Annotated in this window: 4 protein-coding genes; 1 reads left to right on the top strand and 3 read right to left on the bottom strand. The window is 65.9% G+C overall.

The genetic code is table 11. From position 1 onward, the window contains the following. Positions 1 to 208: 208 nt before the first annotated feature. On the bottom strand, positions 209 to 700 hold the full coding sequence (locus ACFFC4_RS22125) for a hypothetical protein (RefSeq protein ID WP_375504916.1): 492 nt from the start codon (positions 698 to 700) through the stop codon (positions 209 to 211). 10 nt (positions 701 to 710) lie between these two features. Next, positions 711 to 1,427, bottom strand: coding sequence for a GAF domain-containing protein (locus ACFFC4_RS22120; RefSeq protein ID WP_375504914.1), 717 nt, complete (start codon positions 1,425 to 1,427; stop codon positions 711 to 713). A 1,057-nt stretch (positions 1,428 to 2,484) separates the two neighbouring features. Here ACFFC4_RS22120 and ACFFC4_RS22115 point away from each other — a divergent pair. Then, entirely contained in the window at positions 2,485 to 2,724 is a 240-nt protein-coding gene (locus ACFFC4_RS22115; protein ID WP_375504912.1) for a TlpA disulfide reductase family protein, read from the top strand. On the opposite strand, the gene ACFFC4_RS22110 is transcribed toward ACFFC4_RS22115, so the two are convergent. After that, a complete protein-coding gene (locus ACFFC4_RS22110) occupies positions 2,663 to 2,854 on the bottom strand; it encodes a hypothetical protein (protein WP_375504918.1) in 192 nt (63 codons plus the stop codon). The two genes, ACFFC4_RS22115 and ACFFC4_RS22110, sit on opposite strands and share 62 nt — an antisense overlap. Positions 2,855 to 3,044 lie beyond the last annotated feature (190 nt).

Below are 3,044 nucleotides of genomic sequence, written 5' to 3'. Positions count from 1 at the left end.
ACAGCCGACGAACCCCGGACCGCCACGCGACAAAAAACACCAGCCACCTAGTAGTCTGTCGCCCCTCATTCTTGGGCTTGGCGGCGCCCAGGCACGCACCTCGCGGCGTTCTCCTCGTCGTGCTACGACCCGGTAGCCCTTCCTCGTCGGCCTTGCGATGCACGCACCTGGACGCCGCCAGACCACAAGGCTTAGGGGCGACAAACTACTAGTGGTCTGCGGCTCGGCGGGCGCCTTCGCTCTCGAATGAGGCGCGGAACCGATCGAGGCCGTGAAGACCGGGCACCAGGTCGTGCGCTGGCAGTCCGGGCTGCAGGTCGAGGGCTGTCGGACCGACGCCGAGCGCGCTCACGAGGTCGTTCGCCAGCTCGAGGAGGACGTCACGGCGACCGGCGTAGCAGGTGACGGTGAGCCGGGTCATGGCGTCGCTGTCGAGGCGAAGTGAGAACGCGCTGGCTACCTCGTGCACCGCTACCGGTCCTGCAGCCAGGGTCAGCGTGACCGGCGGGCCGGAGCCGATCCCCACCGTCAGCGTCAGCGCAAGAAACGACCGGACGGCGAGCCGGAAGTCGCGCTCTACCATCGTGGACGCCGCCGGGAGATCGATCGCGTTTGAGGCAAGCTCCTCGGTCAGCTCGGCGAGGTCGGCGGCCAAGACGCTGGCCATCAACGAGCCGCTGTTCTCCGACTCCGTGGTCATGTCGAGGTGGTCATGTCGAGGTGGTCGCGTCGTCGGTGGGCGCGACGATGCGTGTTCCCAGGACCGATGCGGCGGCATCGGTCAGGGACTGGTGATCGCGGGCCGCCAGCTCATCCAGTCGCTGCTTCGCAGCCTCGGTTGGTAGGTCTTCGCGGTGGCGCAGGAAGCCGATCGCCGCTGAGATCAAGGCTTGAACCTCGAGGGTCTCAAACAGTTGCGCCGCTAGCTGGTCGAGGTGCTGGGTGATTCGAGCGCTCTGGATGGCGGCTGCCACGGGCCGGGCGAATCGCTCCCCGCTGACCACGTCAGCTTCGAGGAACGCGTCCTCGCGACGGCTGTAGATATTGACGGAGCCGATCACCGCCTGACGCACCACCAGGGGGAGTGAAAGGGCGCTTCCAATGCCCAGCTGCCGGATCTCGCGGGCGAAGCGCGGCCAGCGCTGCTCTCGGCCCCGCAGCGAGCCGATGATAATCGCGCGCTTCTCGGCCACCGCCGTTAGACAAGGGCCTTCGCCTAACCCGTACTGCACATCGTCGGCCTTCTCGACCAGCACCGAGGAGGCGACCCGCAGCAGCACCTGGTCGTCGTGCATCAGCGCAACCCCAGCACCGTCGGCGCCGGCGCTGTTACGAGAAATCATCGACGCCACGTCGACCAGACCGCGGCGAAAGTTGAGATGTTGCTGCATGATCGCCACCGTGGCGTCATAAAGCACGTCCAGCATGGCATCGGGCGGATGAGGGGAGTCATAGAAGGGTCGCGATGCGGGCATAAGGGGTTCCGCTTCCTGCCATCATTCTTCAGGAGTACGCAATCCCGAATTAGGGCCTGCGTGTCACCTCGGTGAACATCGGCGGCAGTGAAGGAGCCCCCGCTGAGCCACACGCCCCTCACGATCGGGGGACAGCGTCAGTTTAGCGCAATTAGCTCGCAATACCGCGCCGGCCGAGCGTGCGTCATTTGTCTGGGCCATATCCGTGCGGGCCGGTAGTCAAATTCCGTCCCGGCCGGCGCGCTGCCGCCTCGACAGTGGCCGGGGTGTGATTTTCGTTCGGCAGGCACCCAGCCCAACAGTTCGCCGCTCCGCCGCCGCTGCAGCACGATCCCATCCTGCGCGCGCGCCAACCCGGCAACCTCGACGAGCGCCGCTTCGCCAATCCAGGCGGGCCGGCGGCCCGCGGCCAGGAGCCCGCACATTCCGCGAAACGACTGGGTCGTCGACGAGACTGAATCAGTGGGACTCGAGGCGGGTGGAGCGGCAAGGAGTTTGGGCAACTGCAGCCCAGGTCGTCTGCGCAGCGATGTTCGTTGTCGTTCTAGCCGTTTGCGTGCGGCGGTACACGAGATGCGGAGTAGCTGTGTGCCGCTTCGGCAAAGTCCAAGAAATCTCAGCAGCCCAGTGGGACGAGCCAGCTATTGCAGCTCAACCTTTTCGCCGACGCGTGCCGGAGTTTCTCGTCGCGGCCGGAGCATGCGCCAGACCGACGGATCAACGCCGGCACCCGTCTGTGCCGGGACCGGCCAGGTGGCCAGCCGGGTAAAAGCGAGCGTACGTTCTGCGGGTGACTCCAGGGCAGCGGGGGCGAGCGCGGACGGCGAGGCTGGCGGGTGTGGTTGGAGCCCTGATCTTGTCGCTGACCTCGTGTCTGGTGCCGGTTCGGTGAGCCGGAACTCCGAGCACAGCTAGCGGGCTCTCGGTCACGGCAGGGCTCACCCGGTTCGATCCGGTCGACCGCCAGGCTGCCCCTGTCGCCACCGGGCAGGCGTTGGACGGCGTGGGGATGGTTTCCACAGCCGACTATCCGGGCAAGATCGTGGTGCTCAACGTGTGGGAGTCCGCGTGCGGACCCTGCCGCGCCGAAGCTCCCGACCTTCTCCAAGCGAGCCACGACACCGGGGACATCGCTGTTTTCATCGGTCTCAACGCCCGTGACCGTCAAGCCGCTGCTGCGCAAGCGTTCATTCGTAGTAACAAGGTCGACTATCCCCAGATTTTCGACCCGGCAGGGAGCAGCTGTTGAAGTTCAGCAACACCTTGCCGCTGAGCAGTATCCCGACCACGTTGGTCACGACGATCAGGGCCGTATTGCTGCTCGGATCCTCGGCTCGATGACGCGAACGAGCCTTGTCCAGCTGGTCGACGATGTCCACGACGGCAGGTAGAGCGGAATCCAGCAAGGATGCGCTGTGACAGACGGCCTGATCGACGCGATTCACTAACCGGCTGCTCCAGCACTGCTCGGCAGGGCATCCGGGCCTCCTGCAGGGGGACCGTCCGCGGTATGCGGGCTCTTCGCAGGTGAGGGTGTAGAGATGGTTGGCGCGTCGGTCACCGGGTAGG

It is taken from the genome of uncultured Jatrophihabitans sp., assembly GCF_964244045.1.
In the GTDB taxonomy this organism is placed as follows: domain Bacteria; phylum Actinomycetota; class Actinomycetes; order Mycobacteriales; family Jatrophihabitantaceae; genus Jatrophihabitans.
Note: the sequence above shows the minus strand (reverse complement) of the source record. Positions and strands in the feature narration are given on the sequence as shown.

Coding starts and splice junctions, on each gene's coding strand:
- ACFFC4_RS22125 (WP_375504916.1), bottom strand. CDS start 700: ATGACCACGGAGTCGGAGAACAGCGGCTCGTTGATGGCCAGCGTCTTG.
- ACFFC4_RS22120 (WP_375504914.1), bottom strand. CDS start 1,427: ATGCTGGACGTGCTTTATGACGCCACGGTGGCGATCATGCAGCAACAT.
- ACFFC4_RS22115 (WP_375504912.1), top strand. CDS start 2,485: ATGGTTTCCACAGCCGACTATCCGGGCAAGATCGTGGTGCTCAACGTG.